We start from the raw sequence: 22,010 nt of genomic DNA, 5'->3' as shown, positions 1-22,010 counted from the left end.
GCGACTAACAAAACCGATAAAACACTATCATCAGCCAATCAAGCTGCTGATATCATTCCATGTTGCAAAAACCATAAGTCCCAGAATCATGACCATGCCAATACGGAATGCCACCTCCTGCGCACCGGCGCCGAGCGGCCTGCCGCGGATGGCCTCGATCGCATAAAATACCAGATGTCCGCCGTCCAGAACCGGGACAGGCATCAGGTTCAGGAGACCGATCGACACGGAAAGAACGGCGGCGAGCTGGATGACGGCCGAAATACCGAGTGTCGCCATCTGGCCTGAAGCCTGCGCGACGCGGACGGGACCGCCGAGCTGATCGGCGTTCATACGCCCGGTCACGAGATTGCCGATATAGTTGAAAGTACCGGTGACGACGTGGCCCGTTTCGCGCACGCCCTCGAGCAGCGCCTGCGACGGCGAATATTCGATATGGCGGAAATTACCACTACTCTGGTCGGTGACGATGCCGATGATGCCCATTTCCAGCTTGTTGCCGAACTGGTCGGTGGTTTCGGTGCGGGTCGGAACCATGGGAAGCTTCAGTTCCTCGCCCGCCCTTTCGACCGTCACGGTGATCGGTGTGCCCGGCCGGATACCGACATAACGGCGGACATCCTCGAACGTCTTCACCTTTTCGCCGTCGATCGCCACCAGGCGGTCGCCGGGGTGCACGCCGGCAGCCGCAGCCGCGCTGTTTTCACGCACCTCCGCCACGACCGGATCGGCGATCATGCGGCCATAGACACCGAACAGCACCGCGAAGATGAGAATGGCGAGAAGGAAGTTGGCGATAGGCCCGGCAGCAACCGTCGCCGCCCTTTTCCAGAGCTTTGCGCCGGAAAGCGTCTGCGCCCTCTCCTCCAGCGACATATGCGACAGGCCGGAGCTGTCCGGCTTACTGGAGGCATCCTCGTCGCCGAAGAATTTTACGTAGCCGCCGAGCGGTATGGCGGAAAGCTTCCATCGTGTGCCGTGCCGGTCGGTAAAGCCGATCAGCTCCGGGCCGAAACCGATGGAAAATGCGGTGGAGCGGATGCCGCTCCAGCGGCCGACAAGGTAATGGCCCATTTCATGGACGAAAACGAGCAGGGAAAGCACCAGGATGAAGGGCACGATATAGCCGGTCAGAAACCCGGTCGCGGCCATTACTGTGTTCATGACAATTTGCCCTTATATTTCATGACCTGCCGCGGCTCAGAAGCCCGGCAACAGGCCGCCGCCCGATCCGGGCACGTCGCCGGTTGCCGCCGCATGCACGAAAGCAATGAGGAATACCGTAAAGCAGGCGAAAACAAGACCGTCAACCCGGTCCATGAAGCCGCCGTGACCTGGAATAAGATGGCTCGAATCCTTGACCTGAAAACGCCGTTTCACGAAGGATTCGAAAAGGTCGCCGATCTGGCTGAACACCGAGAGGATGAGAGCGAGCCCGAGCACCAGCAGGCTGATCCTGCCGTGATAGGCAAACGACACCGCGCCGCCGCCGATCAATGCGGCCACTGCTCCGCCGATTGCGCCGGACCAGGTTTTGCCCGGAGAAATCGCCGGCGCGAGCTTCGGCCCGCCAATGGCGCGCCCGACGAAATAAGCGAGAATATCGGTCGACCAAACCACTGCGAAAACGAACAGTATGGCGACGAAACCCGTCAGCTCGTCACCGCGAATCGCGGCCAGCGAGATTCCGCTCAAACCGGCATAAACGATACCGCCGACCAGCCACCAGTTCCTGCCGCGCAACACGGGGAAAAGCGCCGCCGTCAGCGTAAAGCCTGACAGCAGCGGCAGATCGAGCGAAGGTTCGCCGAAAATCGTGTTGCCGGCGATGACGGCGACCGCGAACCAGCCCCAGGCATTGCCGGTGGAGTTCGTCTCCGACAGGCGGGTGATCGTCGCCCATTCATAATAGATGAGGATCGCCAGGAGACCGGCCACGATGCGGAACAGAATACCGCCATACCAGGTCGCGGCCAAGATGACCGCCGCCATGACGATTGCGGAGATGATCCGCAGTCTGAGTTCACGGCTCATCAGGCGCCTGCCACGGCAACCTGCTCGGCCAGAGCGCCGAAACGGCGATCACGCGTTGCATATTGCTCGATTGCGGAGAAGAACAGCTGCCGATTGAAGTCAGGCCAATATTCGGGAACGAACAGGAACTCCGAATAGGCCGCCTGCCAGAGCAGAAAGTTCGACAGGCGCTCCTCTCCACTGGTGCGGATGATCAGATCCGGATCTGGCATTCCGGAGGTGTCGAGTCTCTCCGAAATCATCTCCGGGGTGATTGATCCCGCGTCCAGCCGGCCTTCGGCGACATCGCGGGCGATTGCCATCGTCGCACGGGCAATCTCGTCGCGGCTGCCATAATTGAAGGCGATCACCAGCGTCAGCTTGGTGTTATCAGCCGTCATGTGTTCGGCCTCTTCGAGAAGGCTGCGAATATCGTTTTTCAGCCCCTGCCGGTCGCCGATGATGCGCACACGGACGTTTTCACGGTGCAGTTCCGCGAGGTCGCGCCGGATGAAAGCCTTCAAAAGCCCCATCAGGTCGCTCACCTCGGATTCGGGTCTGCGCCAGTTTTCCGATGAGAAGGCGAACAGTGTGAGATAACGGACACCGCAGTCGCCGGCGGCGCGCACGGTCTCGCGCACAGCCTCGACCCCGCGGCGATGCCCCATCACGCGCGGAAGACCGCGCTGTTTTGCCCATCGCCCATTTCCATCCATGATGATGGCGACGTGCTCGGGTATTGAGGAACGTGTCGTCGTCGGCATATCGATCCAGTAACAGGCAGCGCGAAATTAAAACGAATAAAATACGGGTCTATCGCAAGCGATACTAGACCTGCATGATTTCCTTTTCCTTCTCGCCAAGCAAGCGCTCAATTTCCGAAATCGTGTCGTCAGTCATTTTCTGCACTTTTTCCGACTGTCCACGGCTTTCGTCCTGGCCGATATCGCCGTCTTTTTCGGCTTTTTTCAGACCATCCATGCCGTCGCGGCGAACATGGCGAATCGCTACCTTGGATTTTTCGGCATAATCATGAGCCACCTTGACGAGCGACTTGCGGCGCTCCTCGTTGAGTTCCGGCAAAGGAATTCTGAGGTTCTGGCCATCGACGATCGGGTTGAGGCCAAGATTGGATTCGCGGATGGCGCGATCGACGGCATTGACCATCGACTTGTCCCAGATGTTGACGCCGAGCATGCGCGGCTCCGGAACCGTGATGTTTGCGACCTGGTTGAGCGGAACGCGCGAGCCGTATGCCTCGATGGTCACCGGATCGAGAATATTGGCCGAAGCCCGGCCGGTGCGAAGCGATGCGATATCGCTCTTGAATGCATTGATGGCGCCATCCATGCGGCGCTTGATATCGTTGAGGTCAATACCACTCATCTTGATACTCCATCTCTATCGGCCAAGGTGGGGCGGAATCCGCCCCGGACCGACGTCGTTTTTTGATTATTTGTCGTGCACGATGGTCTTGCGGCCACCGCCGGTCAATATCTGCGCGAAACCGCCCTTCTCGTGGATCGAGAAAACGATGATCGGGATGTGGTTTTCGCGGGCAAGCGCGACAGCGGCGATATCCATGACCGCCAGACCCTTGCCGAGCACTTCGCTATGGGTCAGCTCGTCGAAACGGGTGGCTGTCGGATCCTTCTTCGGGTCGGCGGAATAGATGCCGTCCACCTGGGTGCCCTTGAAGATCGCCTCGGCGCCCATTTCCGCGGCGCGCAGCGCTGCGGCGGAGTCGGTGGTGAAGAAGGGATTGCCTGTACCGCCGGCAAAAATCACCACGCGGCCCTGCGCGAGATGATGGAGCGCCGCACGCTGCGAGAAGCTTTCACAGATTTCAGGCATCGCGATTGCCGACAGAACGACGGTGTCGATGCTGAGCTTGCGCAGCGAGGTTGCCAGCGCCAGCGCGTTGATGATGGTGGCCAGCATGCCCATGTGGTCGCCGGTGACCCGGTCGCCGCCCTTGGACGCCACGGCAACGCCGCGGAAAATATTGCCGCCGCCGACGACAACGCCGACTTCAACGCCCATCGCCCTCGCCTCGGCAATATCGGAGGCGATCCGGTCTGCAACCGCCACATCGATACCGAAACCCTGGTCGCCCATAAGGGCTTCACCGGAAGCCTTGAGAAGAACACGTTTGTAGATCGGCTTGGAAGACATCATGACTCCTCGGGAAATGTAACCGAAACGCGGATACACGAAGGGCACCGCGTTGTCACGCGATGCCCTCCCGTTTTCCCAAGATTGGGTAAATATAATCAGCCCTTGGCGACTGCGGCGACTTCTGCTGCGAAATCGCTTTCTTCCTTCTCGACGCCTTCGCCGAGCAGCAGGCGAACCATGCCCGTCACTTCGATGGCAGCACCGGCTTCCTTTTCGGCTTCCTTGACGGCAGCGCCGACAGTCAGATCGGGGTTGATGACGAAAGCCTGCGACAGAAGAGCGACTTCTTCGAAGAACTTGCGCATGCGGCCGTCAACCATCTTTTCGATGATCGCTTCCGGCTTGCCGGATTCGCGGGCCTGCTCGATGAAGACGTTGCGTTCGCGCTCAGCCACGGCAGCGTCGACTTCCTCGGAGCGGATGGCGAGCGGGTTGGTCGCAGCGATATGCATGGCGACCTGGCGGCCGATGGAGTTCAGAACGACTTTGTCGCCGACCGACTTCAGGGCAACGAGAACGCCGAGCTTGCCGATGCCGTCGCCGGCAGCGTTATGGATGTAGGTCGCAACAACGCCATGCTCGACTTCGAGCGCAGCCGAACGGCGTAGCGTCATGTTTTCGCCGATGGTGGCGATCGCGTCCTTGATGCTGTCGGAAACGGACTTGCCGGTTGCCGGATAGGCGGCGGCGCTAACGGCGTCAACGGTGCCGTCGGTGGACAGCGCGACCTGGGCAATGCCGCGAACGAGATCCTGGAACGCGTCGTTACGGGCAACGAAGTCGGTCTCGGAGTTGAGTTCGACGAGAACAGCCTTGTGACCCATGGTGGCGACGCCGATCAGACCTTCGGCAGCCGTGCGGCCTGACTTCTTGTCGGCCTTTGCGATGCCCTTGGCGCGCAGCCAGTCGATCGCCGCTTCCATGTCGCCATTGGTTTCAGCAAGAGCCTTCTTGCAGTCCATCATGCCTGCGCCGGACTTCTCGCGCAGTTCCTTCACCATTGCGGCTGTGATTTCGGTCATTGTTTGCCTCTTATCGGTTCGATCGGTCAGCCGGCTGAATTCGCCGTGCCGAAGTTCTGGGTGATGAGTGTACCCGGCCGCACACCCTTTGAAACCGGAGACGATTTCAGGAAAGGGTCATGCGCATTCCCAAGTGCTGCGGCGTCTCCATACATCGAAATGATGGGTGCCGCTCAAGTGTGACAGCGTTATGAAAGCTGCCCGCAGATTTCTTCAACCGCATCGGAACGCTCGATACTTCACCGAAACTCAAGCGGAGCGGTTTGAAACGAACAAGGCCGTCAACCCTATTCAGGTCTTTGACGGCCTTGTCATATCCTGGTCGAGGAGACGGCGACCAAAATCGCCGTCTGACAGGGCCTAAATCAGGCGCCAGCCTCGTCTTCGAGCGCGGGCTCGATCGGAGCTTCTTCCGAAGCGCCGATGTCGCGGCCGGAAGCGCCCTGCTGACGGGCGATGCCGTCGATGGCAGCGCGAGCAATCAGGTCGCAATAGAACGAGATGGCGCGCGATGCGTCGTCGTTACCGGGGATCGGGAAGTCGATGTGATCCGGATCGCAGTTGGAGTCGATGATCGCAACGACCGGAATGCCAAGACGCTTGGCTTCTTCGATCGCGATCTTTTCCTTGTTGGTGTCGATGATGAACATCAGGTCCGGAACGCCGCCCATATCGCGGATACCGCCGAGAGCCTTTTCAAGCTTTTCGCGCTCGCGCTCAAGGGTCAGACGCTCTTTCTTGGAATAGCCGGAGCCTTCCGAGTTCAGGATCTCGTCGACCTTGCGCAGACGCTGGATCGAGTTGGAGATCGTCTTCCAGTTGGTCATCATGCCGCCGAGCCAGCGCGAGTTGACGTAGTACTGGGCCGAACGCTTTGCGCTGTCGGCGATGATTTCGGACGCCTGGCGCTTGGTGCCGACGAACAGAACGCGGCCGCCACGAGCGACGGTGTCGGACACGACCTGAAGGGCGCGCGACAGCATCGGAACGGTCTGAGCCAGATCGATGATGTGGATGTTGTTACGGTCGCCGAAGATGTACGGCTTCATCTTCGGGTTCCAGCGATGCGTCTGGTGACCAAAGTGAACACCAGCTTCCAGAAGCTGACGCATAGAAAAATCGGGCAATGCCATGCCTAGTTACTCCTTTTCCGGTTTAACCCCCGCGAAGCGAACAGCGCCGATTTTCATCGACACCACCGGGCGGAACGGACCGGATTTCTCCCGGAACATCCCAAGCTTCGCGTGTGGAATGGTGAGGCGCATACAGTTGCCTCAGATAAAAAGCAAGCATTTATGCGAAAAAACCGCGCGAACGGCCCACCTTTCAGCGAACCGGCTTGTTTTCGCAGATTTCGGGCTTGAGGATATCAAGCTTCGCGAGCTTGCCGGTCAGAACGAAATCGCCGTAATCCATGGTCAGATCGCGAGTGATTCCGTTGTCGTAAAGCTTGAAGGACATACGGTAGATCGGCAGAGCGTCGGTGCCGGTCTTGTCGTTGTAATAGGCGATCGTCACCGGCCAGAACGCGGCTTTGCCGAATTCGCCCGCCTTGCCGGCCTCGGCGTCGCCGTCCTTCGGCATCTGCGCCTTGCCGACCAGCGTGGAGGTGATCAGGCTTTCGTCGCCGTCATCCGAACCGTCGAAAATGCGGGATTCGAAGATGCGTTTTCCCTGTTTGGCGTTTTCGATGACCTGGAACATGTGCTCCGTCGGAAATTCGCTGGCAACGAGATCGATCTGGCGGGCGTCCGGGCGGGTCAGATCGACCTTCACGCCTTCTTTGTTGTCGACCGCAGCGCCCTGCACTTCCTTGTCCAGATTGTCGTCGGTGTAGGATTTGGTCTCGAAGGTGAATTTCTTCGCCGCCAGGTCCTCGAAGGTCGTCGTCTGCTGGTCGGTCATGCGAACCGCGTCGCCCGTGTTGATCTGCGTTACGAAGCGGAAATCCGTCTTGTAACCCTGACAGGCGGAGCCGGTGAATTCATAGACCATGCGGCCCGTCATACCCTCGATGCCGGAGCGGTCCGACGCATCCTTGAGTTCGAGATCGTAGACGGCGCGATGGGCGACAAGATCCGGAACCGTGACGGGCAAGGCATTGGCGCCGTTCGACAGGCCGGTCATAAGCCCTGTTGCGGCAACGAAACCAAGCGTCCTGACAAACATGCAATATCTCCTGTTGGACTCACCGCTCATATTGTACAAGCAACCGCCCGGCTTTTGGATCAACATCTTCTGAATGCCGGATTCTTGAAGGATTTACAACAAAACCGGAGACGAAAATGTCGGACGTCATCGAAGGCCGCCTCAAGGAACTGGGCTTTACTCTTCCCGTAGCGGCAGCACCTGCCGCAAACTACGTTCCGTTCACCATCAGCGGCAATCTTCTTTATGTATCGGGTCAACTGCCGATGGAATCAGGCAAGATTGCGGTGACGGGCCTCGTTGGCCGCGATGTTGACGTTGCAACGGCCCAGCGCGCCGCCGAATTGTGCGCCGTCAACATTCTCGCACAGGTCAAGGCGGCGTTGAACGGCGACCTTACGAAGATCCGTCGTATCCTCAAGCTCAACGGCTTTGTCGCCTCGGTTCCGGAGTTCGTCGAACAGCACCTCGTCATCAATGGTGCGTCCAATCTGCTCGCCAACGTTCTGGGTGACGCCGGCAAGCATGCCCGCGCCGCCGTCGGCATGGCCTGCCTGCCCTTCAATGCCGCCGTCGAGATCGACGCGATCGTGGAAATCGACGTATGACGCTTAAACTTTCCTGGCTGACGGCTGAGCCTGTCGCCCATCGCGGTTATCACGATCTGAACAAGGCGGTCTGGGAGAACACGCTCTCCGCCTTTTCCCGGGCCATAGACGCCGGTTTCGCCATCGAATGCGACGTTCAGCTTGCCGCCGACAGCGTGCCGGTGATTTTTCACGACGACGACATGGCCCGGCTGACCGGCATCAAGGGCGATGTGCGCGAACATACCTCCGGTGAATTGTCTCTGCTCTCCGTGGGCCAGACCAAGGACCGCATCCCGACGCTGAAGCAACTTCTGGCGCTCTGCGCCGGCAAGGTGCCGCTGGTGATAGAACTGAAGGGACGCGAGGGCGAAGGCGTCGATGACGGTTTTGCCGAAGCGGTTCTGGAAGACCTCGAAGGCTATAAGGGCCACGTCGCCCTGATGAGCTTCGACCATCATCTCCTCAAGGACCTGAAAGCGGCTGGCTCGCCCTGGCCGCTCGGGCTGACCGCCGAGGGCGCCAAGCCGGAAGACTTCTTCAAGCATGATGAGGCGATGCAGACCGGGGTTGATTTCATCTCCTATCATTGGGGCCATCTGCCCAACAGCTTCATCGAGGCGCAAAGAAAACTTGGGCTTCCGATAATTACCTGGACGGTCAGGGATGAAAATGCGCGCGAGACTACCTATAAATATGCGGACCAGATGACATTCGAGGGTTTCGACCCGAGAGAGAGCCCCTCCGCCACGGCATGACAGAAGACTATTCCATTCGCGTTGCGCAATCCTTTGGGGATATCGATCCGGAAAGCTGGAAACGGCTTTCCGGAACATCGCGCAATACGTCAGGAAAACCGTACAACCCGTTTATTTCCCACGAATTTCTCTCCTCCATGGAAGAGTCCGGATCGGCGACGGCCAAGACCGGCTGGCTTGGACACCATCTGCTGCTTGAAAACGCCTCCGGCGTGCTCGTCGGGGCCGTGCCGGCCTATCTGAAGAACCACAGCAAGGGCGAATATGTCTTCGACCATGGCTGGGCGGATGCTTTCGAACGGGCCGGCGGGCATTATTACCCGAAACTGCAATGTTCGGTGCCCTTCACGCCGGCGAGCGGGCCGCGGCTGCTGGTCTCCGAAACCGAAGACGAGACACGCTTCAAGCCGCTTTTGGCCTCCGGCCTTGCCCAGGTGACGGAAAAGATCGGCGTTTCTTCCGCACACGTCACGTTTCTGGAAGACGCCGACCTGTCCGCGCTTCTGCCTCGCGATTTCCTGCACAGGACCGACCAGCAGTTCCACTTCATCAATGACGGCTATCGCGACCACGACGATTTTCTTGAGGCCCTTTCCTCGCGCAAGCGCAAGGGGCTGAAGAAGGAACGCCGTGCGGCGCTGGAAAACGGCATCGAAATCGACTGGCTGACCGGAAGCGATTTGACCGAGGATATCTGGGACCAGTTCTTCGCCTTCTACCTGGATACCGGCGGCCGCAAATGGGGCCGGCCCTATCTGACGCGGGAATTCTATTCACTGATCGGCGAGCGCATGGCCGACGACGTTCTGCTCGTGATGGCCAAACGCGAGGGGCGCTATATCGCCGGCGCGATCAATTTCATCGGCTCGGACGCGCTTTACGGCCGGCACTGGGGCTGTATCGAAGAGCACCCCTTCCTGCATTTCGAGGTCTGTTACCATCAGGCAATCGATTTCGCACTGGCGAAGGGGCTGAAACGGGTAGAAGCCGGTGCGCAGGGAGAACACAAGCTGGCGCGCGGTTACGTGCCGGTCACCACCCATTCGGCGCATTTCATCGTCCATCCGGGTCTGCGCCGGGCCATTGCCGATTATCTTCAGCGCGAGCGCGAAGAGGTCGAGCATATCGGCGACTATCTGGAAGACCATACGCCCTTCCGCAAGGGCGACAGACAGGAACCGGACGCATAAGTATAAGTCCGCTATGAGGAGAGATCACCGATGACGGCCAGCACCTATGACGACAATAATATCTTCGCGAAAATCCTGCGCGGCGAAATTCCGAGCCACAAGCTTTATGAGGACGAGCACACGCTGGCTTTCATGGATGTGATGCCGCAGGCTCCCGGCCATCTGCTGGTCGTTCCGAAAACCGGCTCGCGCAATCTGCTCGATGCCGACCCGGAAGTGCTGGCAAGGACCATCCCCGTGGTGCAGAAACTGGCTGTAGCAGCGAAAGAAGCCTTCGATGCGGATGGCGTCTTTGTCGCCCAGTTCAACGAACCCGCCGCCGGTCAGACCGTGTTCCACCTGCACTTCCACGTCATTCCGCGCAAGGAAGGCGAGCCTCTGAAGCCCCATTCCGGTACAATGGCCGATGGCGAGGTGCTGAAGGCCCATGCGGAAAAGATAAAGGCGGCGCTCGCTTCCTGAGGCTCGCCTTGCACGCGACGTCATCCTCGGCCCTGTGCCGAGGATCCAACCACGTAGCGTGAAATCAATCGGTTGCAGATGCTCGGGACAGGCCCGAGCATGACGGAGGAGAGACCTTCGGACCAATCATTCCGGATTACGATAGGCATTTTTCTCCGGCCACGGCCAGCCTTCGAGCGCGGCCATATCCGGTCGGAATATTTCCACCTTCAGGGGATAGCACGGGACCGCATCGCTGGAATGGCTGTCACCGCAATCCCCGCCGGGGCAGGCGGACAGCGCGCCGATGAGATCGATTTCCGCAAAGAGTTCCAGATAATCACCCGGCCGCACCGGGCTCGCTTTCATGAAATATTGATGCGTGTCGCGGGTGAAACCCGTGCACATGAAGACGTTCAGAACATCGTGCACATGCGGTTCCGCCTCGCCGAATGACAGGCCCTTGGCCGAGGCAAGCGCATTTGTCAGGTTCGAATGGCAGCAATTGTGGTAATCGCCGCCGCTCAGCAATTTGTTGGTGTAAGGATCGCAACGGGTGCCGATCACATCATGCACGCCGCCGCCGTCTTCGTCCCAGCCGTACCATGAAAGCGTGTCGCCGGTGATGGTCGCCATCGGCCGCAGGGACGGCAGATTGCTCCATAGCCGGTTGCCGACGGAAACATGGGTGGCATGCAAAGCGCGGGTCTTGCCGCTGAAAAAACGCTCCGTCAGATCATGAGCGTTCCAGAGGTTCAAATCCCCCACCTGCGGACCTTCGATGCTGACGATGCGGAAAAAATGCCCCTTCGGAACATTGAAAGTGCCGCCCTCGCGCGGTGGCACGATGACCTCGTCTATCTTCTCCATCCCCTTTTTGGCCTGCTCCAGACGCGTAAGGTCCGGTGTCTGAAGTGTGCCGTTCGGATAAACGACAACGGGACGGACGGCGCGGCGTGCGGCGGCATCAATGGGTTCGGCGGCGGGCATCGGGGTCATGAAGTCCTCGGAACGATGAAAATATCGAAGCGAAATTGCGGCATAGACACTTGCCTGACAAGACGGGTTTTTCTTGCGCTCAGGCCAAGTACCACTTAGTCTTGTGATCATGAAACTTCCCCCACTCGCCACTCTCCGCGCTTTCGAAGCCGCTGCCAGAAGGACAAGTTTTTCCCTGGCCGCGCAGGAACTCGGCATGACGGCGGCTGCCGTCAGCCAGCATGTGCGTAATCTGGAGGCCTGGCTCGGTGTGCCGCTTTTCGAACGCCATGCGAGAGGTGTCAGGCTGACCCCTGCGGGCCGGGAATTCGGCATCACGGTTTCGAGCGGCTTGCAGCAGATTGCCTCCGGCGCGGCACGGATCAGTCAGGGGCGCAACCGCACCGTCGTTCGCCTTGCCAGCCTGCCTTCGGTGGTCGCGTATTTTCTGACGCCCCGACTTCCCCGCTTCCGGGCGCTGCATCCCGACATCCAGGTGTCGATAAGCTATTCCGGCAGGGATCACGCCACGGAGGCCGATCTCAGCATCATACACGGCACTGTTCCCGGACAGAAAGCCGTGGCGCTTTTCAGCGCTGAGACGCGGCCGACATGCGCACCCGCCTACCTCACCAAATCCGGCCCCTTCGATGACGTGTCTGACCTGTTACGAGCAGAGTTGCTGCATGACGACAGCGAGACGGCATGGCGGGATTGGCTGGCAATTGAGGGCCTACCCCTGCCAAAGGGCGCCGGCCCCATCTTCGCGGATTTCAATCTGCTGGTGACCGCGCTCAAGACGGGACAGGGTATCGGCCTTTGCCCAACAGCGCTTCTTCGCGACGAAATCGCAGACGGTCAATTGACCATACTTTTTGATCGTCCCGCGGATGCGGACAAGCATTATTGGCTGGTAGAATCTGGAGACATGACCGAATCGGCCCGCATTCTGTCGGACTGGCTGGTTGCGGAAGCCCGCGAGAGCGAAACTCGTGGCGATTATTCCGCCGCGACGATCTGAGCAGGAGAGGCTGCCGCCGCACCGTCGCGCTCCTTTGCCGACAGCCATTTGAGCAGGCGGGCAGAGGCGGCGCAGACGATGGCAAAAGCGACGAGACCGCCGAAAACATCCGAGAGATGGTGTCCGCCCTGGACGAGAACGGCCAGCAGCATCACGAAGTTTAGTGGTAAGATTATCGCCATCACCAGCCAGTGACGCGGCACGAACCAGGCGGACATTGCTGCCATGAAGATGTGAAACGACGGGAAGCCGATCAGCCCCAGCACGTTTTTGGGCGTGAGGTAGCTCACACCCCCCGTTATAAGACGGCTCAACTCCTGCCCATACGCATTATCGACCGCCAAGGGGATCGTCTGCGAAACCCATTGCGGTAGTTGCACATAAGCAGAGGGTCCGAATGTCGGGAAGAATATCCAAAAGACGATGCTTGTAAATGCGCCGAGGACACCCGTCACGAGGAAGTGGTGCAGCATCCGCTCCTTGCCGGTAAAGCCGAGCGTGATCACGATCACCAGAAGCTGCGGCAGCGACGTCGCATAGACGAAGAACAGGATTGTTCCGATCCATGGGTTTGTCGTCGCCCATAAGACAATATCCGGCCAGCTATAACCAAGTGCCGCATCCACGCGGAAAAGCACATCGTCGATCGCCGGAAAAGCGACGGGCAGGAACATGTAGTTGAAGACGGAGGCGACAAGCGTGAACAGGATGAACAATCCGCCCGAAATCAGCGCGGCGGCGATGCGGAGATCACGCCCGCTTTTGCGATAGAACTGGCCGAGGATAAAAACCCCGGCGCCCGCCAGGGCGCATAGTGAATATCCGGCGTAATCAACCCGAATGCCTTTGGCCGTTATCAACGCCGCATCGATCGCGAACAATATGGCGATAAAGCCAAGTACAAAACGTTCCGCCGCGAATAGTCGCATGGAGTTGCCCCTGTTTAGTCAACGGCAAACTACGGCAACGGGCTTAATATTCGGATAAGGAGAGTATTAAAAACCGAGCGCGAATAACCCGCCGGCGAGAAGCAGGACCGGGACCGCGACACCGACGATGACGCGCTGGCCGGCGAGCAGAAATGCGATGAAACCGAGTGCCGCCGCTCCGATGCGCAGCCATAGCGGCGATGCTTCGAGCGATCCTGTCGGGAATACGATCAGCTTGGCGGTGACGGCCATGACGAGCGCTGTGGCGACCGCCCTCACCCAGTGGAGCGCCTCGGAATCCTCCTTCAGCCGGTTGCCGGCGAGAACGCCGAGCCAGCGCCAGAGATCGGTCGCCAGCCAGCCGGCGATGGCGATGAAGAGATAGGGCGCCCACCAGTTTTCGGTCATCATGGCTCGCTCTCCGGTGAGACGGGTTTGATCCTGCGGCGGAACACGAACCGGTCGATCAGATAGGCCAAAGTGCCGCCACCAATCCCGGCATAGAGGATGTCGAATTCGGGTGCGATCACCGCAAAGACCGGCCCGGCGATCACGCCGATGATAAAGGCGACCTTAACGACAGAATGGCGGGCGGAAGCCCAGATCGATGCCACGAAATAGACCGGCGTCAGGAAGAACAGCACACCGGCGACCAACGGCGGAAAGGCAGCAACGACGCCGTAACAAAGGCCGACGATAATGGCGTTGATGACAGTAAGCGTGATGCCGAAACCGGCGAACCAGGCGGCCCGCGCCTCGCGAGGCACTTTGGAGAGATTTTGTGTGGCAAAAACCCAGGCCGTGATCGCGACGAAATGCGAAAGGAACAGCAAAATCCACGTCGGCGTTTTTGCGCCACGCATCTCCGGAACGATGGAAGCGACCATGGGCATCATCCGCACCGATGACAGCGTCACCGCCAGAAAACAGGCGGCAAGATTGGCGCCGCCGACCATGGAGCCGATGAGAATCATCTTTGCCGGCAAGGCCCAGATCACCAGCGTCATGAACACCGCTTCGCCGCGCGCCACACCCGATTCCAGCGCAAAGGCGCTGAAACCGACGAAAGATGTCATGAGAATGAGCGAGGGCAGCGAGAATATGCCCCGCATTCCTCTGAAAAACCAGCCGCGCAGGGGCATGGTATCGCTGTCGGCAGTCTGCATTGCTGATCCACTCATGCATATTGCCCGAAAGCGTCGCGGTTTCGGGATAACGACATGCATAAAAACAGAAACATAAAGCACGCCGCATCTATCCGGTAAAACGCGACCCGCTTTATGCACGAAAATGCCGGGCTTTCGCCCGGCACCGGTTTATCGGTCGAAAGACCGTTATCATTTCTTCTTCGGCACTTTCGGCACCGTATTCACCTTGCGGCGTGGCTTGTTCTCCTCGTCGGACTTGCTCGCCTCGGCAACAAGAACATCCGCCTCTTCATTGGCAATCGCCGCCTTCGAGGCAGGTTTCGCCTTTGCCTTCGACGTCTTGCCCGGAGACTTGGCGGCCTTGAGCTCCGCCTCCGGCTTCGGCTTCACGGGCGCGGTTTCCGGCAGGACCTCAAGTATGAGGCCGTCGGAACCGTCATCCTTCTTGCCGACGGTGACGCTGACGACGCCGCCCTTCTTGAGCTTGCCAAAGAGGATTTCGTTGGCGAGCGGCTTCTTGATGTGTTCCTGGATCACCCGCGACAACGGACGGGCGCCCATTTTCTCGTCGTAACCCTTTTCCGCCAGCCAGGAGATCGCATCTTCGTGCAGATCGAAGGTGACATTCCGCTCGGAGAGCTGGGTCTCGAGCTGCATGACGAACTTCTGCACGACCTTGTGGATAACGGCAGTCGGCAACGGCGAGAACGGAATGATCGCATCCAGACGGTTGCGGAATTCCGGCGTGAACAAGCGGTTGATCGCCTCTTCATCCTCACCCGTGCGTCGCGAAGAACCGAAACCGATGGCCGATTTCGCCATTTCGGACGCACCCGCATTGGTCGTCATGATGAGAATGACGTTGCGGAAGTCGATCTTCTTGCCGTTGTGGTCGGTCAACGAGCCATGGTCCATCACCTGCAACAGGATGTTGTAGATGTCCGGATGCGCCTTCTCGATCTCGTCCAGCAGCACCACGGAATGTGGATGCTGATCGACGCCATCGGTCAAAAGACCGCCCTGATCGAAGCCAACATAACCGGGAGGCGCGCCGAGCAGACGCGAGACGGTATGGCGCTCCATATATTCCGACATGTCGAATCGCAGCATCTCGACGCCCAACGAGGCGGCAAGTTGCTTTGCCACTTCGGTCTTGCCCACGCCCGTCGGGCCGGAGAAGACATAGGAGCCGATCGGCTTGTTGGGTTCGCGCAAACCGGCACGCGCCAGCTTGATGGCCGTGGCCAGCGCCTCGATGGCGATGTCCTGACCGTAAACGACCGAGCGCAGTTCCTTTTCGAGGTTGGCGAGAACCATCTCGTCATCCTTGGAAACGGTCTTTGCCGGGATGCGGGCCATCGTCGCGATGGTTACCTCGATTTCCCGCTCCGTGATCAGCTTGCGGCGCTTGGACGCCGGCAGCAACATCTGCGCCGCACCGGTCTCGTCGATCACGTCGATCGCCTTGTCCGGCAGCTTGCGGTCGGAAATGTAGCGGGCCGACAATTCGACGGCAGCCTTGATCGCCTCGTTGGAATATCTCAGGTGATGATACTCCTCGAAGTAAGGCTTCAGCCCCTTCATGATTGCGATTGTGTCATCGATTGACGGCTCGTTGACGTCGATCTTCTGGAAACGACGGACCAGAGCGCGGTCCTTCTCGAAGAACTGGCGGTATTCCTTGTAGGTGGTCGAACCGATGCAGCGGATCGCGCCCGAGGACAGCGCCGGCTTCAACAGGTTCGATGCATCCATCGCGCCGCCGGAGGTGGCGCCCGCACCGATGACGGTGTGGATCTCATCGATGAACAGAACCGCGCCCGGATACTCCTCGAGTTCCTTGACGACCTGCTTCAGGCGCTCTTCGAAATCGCCGCGATAGCGGGTGCCGGCCAGCAGCGTGCCCATGTCGAGCGAGAAGATCGTGTCGTTGGCCAAAGCTTCCGGCACCTTGCCCTCGACGATGCGCTTGGCGAGGCCTTCGGCGATCGCCGTCTTGCCCACGCCCGGATCGCCCACATAAAGCGGGTTGTTCTTGGAGCGGCGGCAGAGGATCTGGATCGTACGGTTGACCTCGTCGTGGCGGCCGATCAACGGGTCGATCTTGCCGTTTTTCGCCTTCTCGTTGAGGTTGACGCAATAGGCTTTCAGCGCGTCCTGCTGCTTTTTCGCGGACGGTCCTTCTTCCTCGGGATTGCTGCGGCTCGCCTTGCTTTCATTTTCGGGTTCATCGGTCCCGCGCGGCGCGCGTGTCTGCGATGTGCCCGGACGCTTGCCGATGCCGTGGGAGATATAGTTGACCGCATCGTAACGGGTCATCTCCTGTTCCTGCAGGAAGTAGGCGGCATGGCTTTCGCGCTCGGCGAAAATGGCGACGAGCACGTTCGCGCCCGTCACTTCCTCGCGGCCGGACGACTGCACATGAATGACAGCCCGCTGGATAACCCGCTGGAAACCGGATGTGGGCTTGGAATCCTCGTCGTAACCGGTCACGAGGTTGGTCAGTTCGTTGTCGACGTAATCGCTGACGGTCTTGCGCAGCGTATCGAGATCGACATTGCAGGCGCCCATCACGGCGGCGGCATCCGCGTCGTCGATCAACGCCAGAAGAAGATGTTCAAGCGTCGCATATTCGTGGTGACGCTCATTTGCAAAGGTCAGTGCCTGGTGCAGCGCCTTCTCGAGACTCGGGGAAAAAGTTGGCACGTTGCGATCCTCATTTCTTTTCCATGACGCATTGCAGCGGATGCTGGTGCTGTCGGGCGAAATCCATGACCTGGCTTACTTTCGTCTCTGCGACCTCATATGTAAACACCCCGCATTCGCCCACGCCGTGCTGATGCACAAGCAGCATGATGCGGGTTGCCGCTTCGCGATCCTTCTGGAAAAACCGCTCCAGAATATGGATGACGAACTCCATGGGAGTGTAGTCGTCATTCAGTAAAAGAACACGGTACAGATTCGGTCTTTTCGTCTTTGGCTTGACGCGGGTAATAACGGACGTTCCGCGGTTCGTACCGCCGTCTTCCCCGTCGCCCTCGCCCTGCATGTAGATCGGCTCAGCGATCATCTTTCATCATTCTCCAAACCGTTCTCAAACCGGCAGTCATCACCAGGAGGGAGAACTTCGCCTCTTCATATCTAGGTCGTTAAGACGCGATTTTAAGCCCCTTGTGAAACGGTGCAATCACTATTGCGTTTGCGAAGGGGAAACCTCGCGAAAAACAGGGGACTTGCGACTGCACGCCGGCAAAGCGCGATGACGACCGCCTTTGCCGGCGCGGTTTCAGTCGCGACGGAAGCGCTTCCGGTGGATCGTGCGGCATGGCGGCCCGGCTTCCACCACCCACGCCATCCGCCATCATTCCTTGTTGTCGAGCATTTCGCGAACGGCGATCGCCAGCTGCTTCAGGGAGAAGGGTTTCGGCAGGAAGCCGAACTTGGCGTCCGCCGGCAGATTTTTCGCAAAGGCATCCTCGGCATAACCCGAAACAAAGATGAATTTCAGATCAGGATAGGATTTGCGCAGTTCCCTGAGGAGCGACGGACCGTCCATTTCCGGCATCACGACATCGGACACGACGATATCGACCTTGCCTTCCAGTTCTTCCATCACTTCCAGCGCCTCGACACCGGAACCCGCCTCGTGAACGGTATAACCTCGGGTTTCCAGCATGCGCTTGCCGCCGCGCCGCACCGCCTCCTCGTCCTCCACCAGAAGGACGACGGCGGAGTTGCCGGTCAGATCGAGCGGCTCTTCCTTCACCGGTTCGGGCAGAGCCACCGGGGCGAGTGCCGCTTCGCCGGGCAGCTGGCCCGGAACGTGCACGATCTCCACCACATGACGCGGCAGGTAGATGCGGAACGCGGTTCCCTTGCCCACTTCCGATTCGGGATAGATGTAGCCGCCGGACTGCTTGACGATGCCATAAACCATCGACAGACCGAGACCGGTGCCCTTGCCGACGTCCTTGGTCGTGAAGAACGGCTCGAAGATCTTGTCCATGATCTCAGGCGGAATGCCGGTTCCGTTGTCGGCGACTTCGATCATGACCATGTCTTCCGCCGGGAATTCGGGTCGACCAAGCGCGGCGACTTCCTTCGCCTCGACGTTTCGCGTCCGGACGGTGATCTTGCCGCCTTCCGGCATGGCGTCACGCGCATTGACGCAAAGATTGATGAGCACCTGCTCGAATTGCGACAGGTCGGTCTTCACCGGCCAGAGATCGCGGCCGTAATCCACTTCCAGCTTGACGTTGGTGCCGGAGATCAGGCGGTCGACCAGCATGCGCAGATCGCCGATGACGTCGGTCAGATTGAGGATCGCCGGGCGCATCGTCTGCTTGCGAGAGAAAGCGAGGAGCTGGCGCACCAGAACTGCAGCGCGGTTGGCGTTGCGCTTGATCTCCATCAGGTCGGCGAAGCTCGGATCTGCGGGCCGCGCCTGCAAAAGCAGATGGTCGGACGACAGCAGGATGGCGGTCAGCACATTGTTGAAATCGTGGGCGATGCCGCCCGCCAGCGTGCCGACAGCGTTCATCTTCTGCGTCTGCGCCATCTGCGTTTCGAGCGCCTTCTGCTCCGTCACCTCGATGGCATAGACAATCGCCACCTCTTCCGGCGCCTCATCGTCCTGATCGATGACGGCGTTGACGTAGAAACGGAAATGCCGGCCCTCGTCGCTCGGATGGCGGGAATCGAACGGCGCGATGTCGCCCTGCCGATCCTTCGCTTCAGCCAGCGCCTGCTCGAGCCTGGGTTTCTCATTGTCGTGGAGGACAGTTTCGAGAGCCACACCGCGATCGATATCGTCACGTCCGACAACGCCGGAGAACAGCTTGAGGAACGGCGCGTTGATGCGCAGGATGCGGCCGTCGCCGTCGAGCGAGGCAATCGCCATCGGCGTATTGTTGAAGAAACGGGTGAAGCGCATGGCGGAGGAGGATTCCGTATCCACCTGCCCCTTCGGGCGCATCAGAACGATCGTCCGGCTCTCACCCGGCGCGCCGTCCTTCAAGGTGACCTGATGCACGAGCCGGGCCGGCATGCTCTGGCCGTTGACGCGGCGCATATCGAGATCGAGGATTTCGGTGCGCTTGGCCGCGCCCTGCGGATGGACGGACTCGATCAGCGCCATGCCCTCGCCGGCGATGATGTCGGAAACCGTCATCGAGCCGGGAGAAAACTGCGCGAGATCGATGCCGAGCCATTCGGACAGGGTAGCGTTCAGATAAACGATCTCGCCCTTGCGGCCGGCGGAAAAGAAACCGGCCGGCGCATGGTCGAGATAATCGATGGCGTTCTGCAATTCGCGGAAGAAGCGCTCCTGATCTTCACGCTCCGGCGTGATATCGGCGATCTGGAAGACGTGCAGCGCCTCGCCGCCCGCATCCTTCAGCACCCGCCCTTTGAGCCTGTACCAGTGCGGCCCGGCGCTTGCGACATCTCCCAGCGGCTTCAGCAGCCGGAATTCCTCGTAACCGTCGCGGCCTTCCCGCAGAACATTGATAAGGCGATAAAGCGCCTCCGTCGATTCCCGGCTGCGTGACAACAATGTCTCGAGGCTCTGGATATCGCTCGCCTTCGTGGTGCCGCTCATGCGGCAATAGGTGGCGTTGGCGTAGATCATATGCCCCTTGGCATCGGTGATCAGCGTGCCTTCCGGGTGGGCCGACAGGAAACGGCGGGCAAGCCCGTCCGATTGCGACTGCGGCATGACCTCGATGAAACCGATGATCGACGACACCAGAAAAAAGATGCCCATCATCGCCAGCACGCCGAGAATGCCGAGCACAATTTCGTTTTCGAGCGAATCCTTGAAATAAACGAAGGCGGCAGCCGCCGCGATCAACACCAGCGCCAGAAGCAGAATCCGCAGGACCGTGCCGGAACGGGCACGCCTGTCCACCAGCGGAAGGTCGTTGTCGCTTGTCTCGCGCACCCGTGTCATCTTGGCCTCGCAGTCCCGCAGGTCATAATTCGGTCAGCCGCGTTTCCTCTACGGAATCAGGCAGCAGAATTTCTTGTAGCAACTCGCTTGAACATCAAAAAGCTCCGCTGGGACACAAAGGCTTAAAAACGCACAGAGAAACGGTCCGAAAGGCACAATGCGCCGCCCTTTCGGGCTATGAGGGAACCGAAAGCGCGCCAACCGGTTTTGCGTTTCAATGGGATGAAGGTGGATAAACCTTGTATCGCGCCTAAAAAAATCGTCTTTTCCTGCTTTACGTTCACATTATAAGAACCACGGCAATATTAATTGCCCGAAAAAATCTGAAGGGATGATCTCCATGATGGAAGATTTTATCGGCACCTATGGAAACAATCTCATCGTCGCCGTTGTCGGCGTCGGCCTGGCTCTGCTCATTCTGGCGATCGCTCTCTGGATCGTACGCAGGCGTGGCGGCGCGGCCCCCTTTATTCGCGGCGGCCGCAACCGGCAACCGCGCCTGCAGGTTCTTGACGCAACCGCCGTGGACGCCCGTCGCCGTCTGGTGCTGGTGCGTCGCGACAATGTCGAACATCTGGTCATGATCGGCGGTCCGACCGATATCGTCATCGAGAGCGGCATTGGCGCGATCCCGATCGTCAGGGATGTGCGCGAGCCGCAGGAGGCAGAACTGCGGGCGCTGCCGCGTCAGGAAAGCGAAACGAAAAGAGCCGAACCGCCGATCCCTCGGGAGAATCGCGCCGCCTTGCCGCAACAGCCCGTTGCGGCGGCAATTCCAGCTTCCGTGCCGGAAGAGCCCGTAAAGCAGCCGCAGCGGCCGGAACCGCCCGCCCCGGCCGCACGCCCGGCTCCAGCGCCTGCCGCGTCGCTGCCGCCGCGCCCGTCAACACCGCCGCAACCCGTATCCACACCCTTCGCCGCGCGCGAAACCGCTGCACCAGCCAGACCGGCCGCACCGGAAAGGGAAATCGCTCGTCCCGTGCCGGCACCGGCACCCGCATCTGCCCCGGCGGCCACCGTTTTGCCGCTTGCCGCCGCATCACTCGACATGCCCGCCGAAAGAGCGGAACAGAGGCGTGCCGAACCCTTCGCGCCAGTGCCGGCTGCACCGCCCGTTCCCGTGTCGGCAGCGGTGCCGGAAGAACGGCCCACGGCATCACAGATTTTTGCCGCGCGGGAACCGGTCGTCGACCAATCGGTTGCCGCAGATTTTCTGGACGCCGCGCGGGAACGGGTTCTGCCGGGCCTGAAACCGGGACAAAACACACCGCCTTCACCTTTTGCGCCGAAGGCCGAAAATCCGGCCGTCGCCTCCGCTGACGCGGAGCCGAAATTTTCCGATGACCTTGCCAGCGATTTCGAAAGCTTTCTCGAAGCGGAAATCGCCAAGAGCAAGGAGGCGGATAACGAACAGGCAATCGCCACTGCTACGGAAAAACAGCCAAAAACCGAACCTGTCTCGCCGCCCGTGACCGGCGCTACGCCGGATGGCGATATGCAGAAGGAAATGGCGCGTATTTTCGGCGAGCTTTCCGTCACCCGTGACCGCTGACGGGTTCTCGCCTTTCCGCACCCAGATATTCAAAACAGAAAAAAAGGGCACGGAAACAGTTCCGTGCCCTTTGTCATTTCCGTCCTGTTCGTTGG

At 59.6% G+C, this 22,010-nt stretch carries 22 protein-coding genes; 6 read left to right on the top strand and 16 right to left on the bottom strand.

Annotated elements, in window-relative coordinates; all coding sequences use genetic code 11:
• Positions 1–30: 30 nt before the first annotated feature.
• The 9 genes from rseP to QSK43_RS11275 form a co-directional block, all read right to left on the bottom strand.
• Positions 31–1,152 carry an RIP metalloprotease RseP gene (gene rseP, locus QSK43_RS11315; protein WP_162484795.1) on the bottom strand — a complete coding sequence of 374 codons (1,122 nt, stop codon included), beginning with the start codon at positions 1,150–1,152 and terminating at the stop codon, positions 31–33.
• A 48-nt stretch (positions 1,153–1,200) separates the two neighbouring features.
• Positions 1,201–2,034 (bottom strand): phosphatidate cytidylyltransferase, encoded by an 834-nt coding sequence (locus QSK43_RS11310; protein WP_045018539.1) that lies wholly within the window; start codon positions 2,032–2,034, stop codon positions 1,201–1,203.
• Positions 2,034–2,777: an isoprenyl transferase gene (locus QSK43_RS11305; protein ID WP_045018540.1), complete on the bottom strand. Its 744-nt coding sequence runs from the start codon at positions 2,775–2,777 to the stop codon at positions 2,034–2,036. The genes QSK43_RS11310 and QSK43_RS11305 overlap by 1 nt, the downstream gene beginning before the upstream one ends.
• 64 nt (positions 2,778–2,841) lie before the next feature.
• Positions 2,842–3,399, bottom strand: a complete 558-nt coding sequence (frr, locus tag QSK43_RS11300) for a ribosome recycling factor (RefSeq protein WP_045018541.1) — start codon at positions 3,397–3,399, stop codon at positions 2,842–2,844.
• 66 nt (positions 3,400–3,465) lie between these two features.
• A complete protein-coding gene (pyrH, locus tag QSK43_RS11295) occupies positions 3,466–4,188 on the bottom strand; it encodes a UMP kinase (protein WP_045018801.1) in 723 nt (240 codons plus the stop codon).
• Between the two features lie 98 nt (positions 4,189–4,286).
• Positions 4,287–5,213: a translation elongation factor Ts gene (gene tsf, locus QSK43_RS11290; RefSeq protein WP_332303510.1), complete on the bottom strand. Its 927-nt coding sequence runs from the start codon at positions 5,211–5,213 to the stop codon at positions 4,287–4,289.
• Between the two features lie 365 nt (positions 5,214–5,578).
• Positions 5,579–6,346, bottom strand: a complete 768-nt coding sequence (rpsB, locus tag QSK43_RS11285) for a 30S ribosomal protein S2 (protein WP_045018544.1) — start codon at positions 6,344–6,346, stop codon at positions 5,579–5,581.
• Positions 6,347–6,352: 6 nt separating this feature from the next.
• Positions 6,353–6,478: a hypothetical protein gene (locus tag QSK43_RS11280; protein ID WP_003512833.1), complete on the bottom strand. Its 126-nt coding sequence runs from the start codon at positions 6,476–6,478 to the stop codon at positions 6,353–6,355.
• 61 nt (positions 6,479–6,539) lie between these two features.
• Entirely contained in the window at positions 6,540–7,340 is an 801-nt protein-coding gene (locus QSK43_RS11275) for a cell envelope integrity EipB family protein (RefSeq protein WP_332303575.1), read from the bottom strand.
• Positions 7,341–7,498: 158 nt separating this feature from the next.
• Between QSK43_RS11275 and QSK43_RS11270 the strand changes: the two genes are divergently transcribed.
• The 4 genes from QSK43_RS11270 to QSK43_RS11255 are packed head-to-tail and all read left to right on the top strand — an operon-like array spanning position 7,499 to position 10,358.
• A complete protein-coding gene (locus QSK43_RS11270; protein WP_332303509.1) occupies positions 7,499–7,969 on the top strand; it encodes a RidA family protein in 471 nt (156 codons plus the stop codon).
• Positions 7,966–8,706 (top strand): glycerophosphodiester phosphodiesterase, encoded by a 741-nt coding sequence (locus QSK43_RS11265; protein WP_332303508.1) that lies wholly within the window; start codon positions 7,966–7,968, stop codon positions 8,704–8,706. Before QSK43_RS11270 ends, QSK43_RS11265 begins: the two co-directional genes overlap by 4 nt.
• Positions 8,703–9,896 (top strand): GNAT family N-acetyltransferase, encoded by a 1,194-nt coding sequence (locus tag QSK43_RS11260; RefSeq protein ID WP_332303507.1) that lies wholly within the window; start codon positions 8,703–8,705, stop codon positions 9,894–9,896. Before QSK43_RS11265 ends, QSK43_RS11260 begins: the two co-directional genes overlap by 4 nt.
• 30 nt (positions 9,897–9,926) lie before the next feature.
• Positions 9,927–10,358: an HIT family protein gene (locus QSK43_RS11255; RefSeq protein WP_332303506.1), complete on the top strand. Its 432-nt coding sequence runs from the start codon at positions 9,927–9,929 to the stop codon at positions 10,356–10,358.
• A 126-nt stretch (positions 10,359–10,484) separates the two neighbouring features.
• Here QSK43_RS11255 and QSK43_RS11250 read toward each other — a convergent pair whose 3' ends face one another.
• Entirely contained in the window at positions 10,485–11,336 is an 852-nt protein-coding gene (locus QSK43_RS11250) for an urea carboxylase-associated family protein (protein ID WP_332303505.1), read from the bottom strand.
• A 109-nt stretch (positions 11,337–11,445) separates the two neighbouring features.
• On the opposite strand from QSK43_RS11250, the gene QSK43_RS11245 reads away from it, so the two are divergent.
• The gene (locus tag QSK43_RS11245) at positions 11,446–12,336 is read left to right on the top strand and encodes a LysR family transcriptional regulator (RefSeq protein ID WP_332303504.1); all 891 of its coding nucleotides are present in this window, start codon (positions 11,446–11,448) and stop codon (positions 12,334–12,336) included.
• Here the strand turns inward: QSK43_RS11245 and QSK43_RS11240 are convergent.
• From QSK43_RS11240 to cckA, 6 genes are all read right to left on the bottom strand, one after another.
• The gene (locus QSK43_RS11240) at positions 12,315–13,265 is read right to left on the bottom strand and encodes a phosphatase PAP2 family protein (protein ID WP_332303503.1); all 951 of its coding nucleotides are present in this window, start codon (positions 13,263–13,265) and stop codon (positions 12,315–12,317) included. The two genes, QSK43_RS11245 and QSK43_RS11240, sit on opposite strands and share 22 nt — an antisense overlap.
• Positions 13,266–13,331: 66 nt before the next feature.
• The gene (locus QSK43_RS11235; RefSeq protein ID WP_045018555.1) at positions 13,332–13,676 is read right to left on the bottom strand and encodes an AzlD domain-containing protein; all 345 of its coding nucleotides are present in this window, start codon (positions 13,674–13,676) and stop codon (positions 13,332–13,334) included.
• Positions 13,673–14,431, bottom strand: coding sequence for an AzlC family ABC transporter permease (locus QSK43_RS11230; RefSeq protein ID WP_332303574.1), 759 nt, complete (start codon positions 14,429–14,431; stop codon positions 13,673–13,675). Before QSK43_RS11230 ends, QSK43_RS11235 begins: the two co-directional genes overlap by 4 nt.
• Before the next feature lie 171 nt (positions 14,432–14,602).
• On the bottom strand, positions 14,603–17,119 hold the full coding sequence (gene clpA / locus QSK43_RS11225) for an ATP-dependent Clp protease ATP-binding subunit ClpA (protein ID WP_332303502.1): 2,517 nt from the start codon (positions 17,117–17,119) through the stop codon (positions 14,603–14,605).
• Positions 17,120–17,129: 10 nt separating this feature from the next.
• Complete coding sequence (clpS, locus tag QSK43_RS11220) at positions 17,130–17,483, bottom strand: ATP-dependent Clp protease adapter ClpS (protein WP_045018562.1); 354 nt, start codon at positions 17,481–17,483, stop codon at positions 17,130–17,132.
• A gap of 291 nt (positions 17,484–17,774) precedes the next feature.
• Complete coding sequence (gene cckA, locus QSK43_RS11215) at positions 17,775–20,363, bottom strand: cell cycle histidine kinase CckA (protein WP_332303501.1); 2,589 nt, start codon at positions 20,361–20,363, stop codon at positions 17,775–17,777.
• A gap of 331 nt (positions 20,364–20,694) precedes the next feature.
• Between cckA and QSK43_RS11210 the strand changes: the two genes are divergently transcribed.
• Entirely contained in the window at positions 20,695–21,915 is a 1,221-nt protein-coding gene (locus QSK43_RS11210; RefSeq protein ID WP_332303500.1) for a flagellar biosynthetic protein FliO, read from the top strand.
• The last annotated feature ends 95 nt before the right edge of the window (positions 21,916–22,010 follow it).

Source organism: Rhizobium sp. GR12 (genome assembly GCF_036596185.1).
In the GTDB taxonomy this organism is placed as follows: Bacteria; Pseudomonadota; Alphaproteobacteria; order Rhizobiales; family Rhizobiaceae; genus Agrobacterium; species Agrobacterium nepotum.
This window is presented reverse-complemented; position numbering and strand designations above follow the sequence as displayed.

Bases quoted from the DNA above. Each gene is read 5' to 3' on its own strand.
- rseP (WP_162484795.1), bottom strand. From the start codon at position 1,152: ATGGCCGCGACCGGGTTTCTGACCGGCTATATCGTGCCCTTCATCCTG.
- QSK43_RS11310 (WP_045018539.1), bottom strand. From the start codon at position 2,034: ATGAGCCGTGAACTCAGACTGCGGATCATCTCCGCAATCGTCATGGCG.
- QSK43_RS11305 (WP_045018540.1), bottom strand. From the start codon at position 2,777: ATGCCGACGACGACACGTTCCTCAATACCCGAGCACGTCGCCATCATC.
- frr (WP_045018541.1), bottom strand. From the start codon at position 3,399: ATGAGTGGTATTGACCTCAACGATATCAAGCGCCGCATGGATGGCGCC.
- pyrH (WP_045018801.1), bottom strand. From the start codon at position 4,188: ATGTCTTCCAAGCCGATCTACAAACGTGTTCTTCTCAAGGCTTCCGGT.
- tsf (WP_332303510.1), bottom strand. From the start codon at position 5,213: ATGACCGAAATCACAGCCGCAATGGTGAAGGAACTGCGCGAGAAGTCC.
- rpsB (WP_045018544.1), bottom strand. From the start codon at position 6,346: ATGGCATTGCCCGATTTTTCTATGCGTCAGCTTCTGGAAGCTGGTGTT.
- QSK43_RS11280 (WP_003512833.1), bottom strand. From the start codon at position 6,478: ATGCGCCTCACCATTCCACACGCGAAGCTTGGGATGTTCCGGGAGAAA.
- QSK43_RS11275 (WP_332303575.1), bottom strand. From the start codon at position 7,340: ATGACCGGCCTGTCGAACGGCGCCAATGCCTTGCCCGTCACGGTTCCG.
- QSK43_RS11270 (WP_332303509.1), top strand. From the start codon at position 7,499: ATGTCGGACGTCATCGAAGGCCGCCTCAAGGAACTGGGCTTTACTCTT.
- QSK43_RS11265 (WP_332303508.1), top strand. From the start codon at position 7,966: ATGACGCTTAAACTTTCCTGGCTGACGGCTGAGCCTGTCGCCCATCGC.
- QSK43_RS11260 (WP_332303507.1), top strand. From the start codon at position 8,703: ATGACAGAAGACTATTCCATTCGCGTTGCGCAATCCTTTGGGGATATC.
- QSK43_RS11255 (WP_332303506.1), top strand. From the start codon at position 9,927: ATGACGGCCAGCACCTATGACGACAATAATATCTTCGCGAAAATCCTG.
- QSK43_RS11250 (WP_332303505.1), bottom strand. From the start codon at position 11,336: ATGACCCCGATGCCCGCCGCCGAACCCATTGATGCCGCCGCACGCCGC.
- QSK43_RS11245 (WP_332303504.1), top strand. From the start codon at position 11,446: ATGAAACTTCCCCCACTCGCCACTCTCCGCGCTTTCGAAGCCGCTGCC.
- QSK43_RS11240 (WP_332303503.1), bottom strand. From the start codon at position 13,265: ATGCGACTATTCGCGGCGGAACGTTTTGTACTTGGCTTTATCGCCATA.
- QSK43_RS11235 (WP_045018555.1), bottom strand. From the start codon at position 13,676: ATGATGACCGAAAACTGGTGGGCGCCCTATCTCTTCATCGCCATCGCC.
- QSK43_RS11230 (WP_332303574.1), bottom strand. From the start codon at position 14,431: ATGCAGACTGCCGACAGCGATACCATGCCCCTGCGCGGCTGGTTTTTC.
- clpS (WP_045018562.1), bottom strand. From the start codon at position 17,483: ATGATCGCTGAGCCGATCTACATGCAGGGCGAGGGCGACGGGGAAGAC.
- cckA (WP_332303501.1), bottom strand. From the start codon at position 20,363: ATGACACGGGTGCGCGAGACAAGCGACAACGACCTTCCGCTGGTGGAC.
- QSK43_RS11210 (WP_332303500.1), top strand. From the start codon at position 20,695: ATGATCTCCATGATGGAAGATTTTATCGGCACCTATGGAAACAATCTC.